We start from the raw sequence: 236 nt of genomic DNA, 5'->3' as shown, positions 1-236 counted from the left end.
CATCGTCTGGATTGTTGTCATCCACGATGCTCACGCTTGGCGCACCGGCGTCCGCCGTGGTATCCACTTTCGCTTCGTCGCTGCCTGGTAGAGACACGTTGCCGTCGCGGTCGGTCTGCGTTGCATCGACCTTGATGCTTGCGCCCTCGGCCACGGTTTCTGTCCACGTGATGGTGCCATTGTTGTAGCTGTAGTTGCTGTCGCTTATCTCGCCGTCTTCATTCAGGCTCAGCGTC

General features: G+C 58.9%; 1 protein-coding gene. It reads right to left on the bottom strand.

Annotated elements, in window-relative coordinates; genetic code table 11:
* Positions 1–236: hypothetical protein (locus EYW48_RS22005; RefSeq protein ID WP_277433131.1), on the bottom strand; the 236-nt coding region annotated here is incomplete at both ends.

This window comes from Vibrio sp. 1180_3 (assembly GCF_029478545.1).
GTDB classification, from domain to species: Bacteria; Pseudomonadota; Gammaproteobacteria; order Enterobacterales; family Vibrionaceae; genus Vibrio; species Vibrio aestuarianus.
Note: the sequence above shows the minus strand (reverse complement) of the source record. Positions and strands in the feature narration are given on the sequence as shown.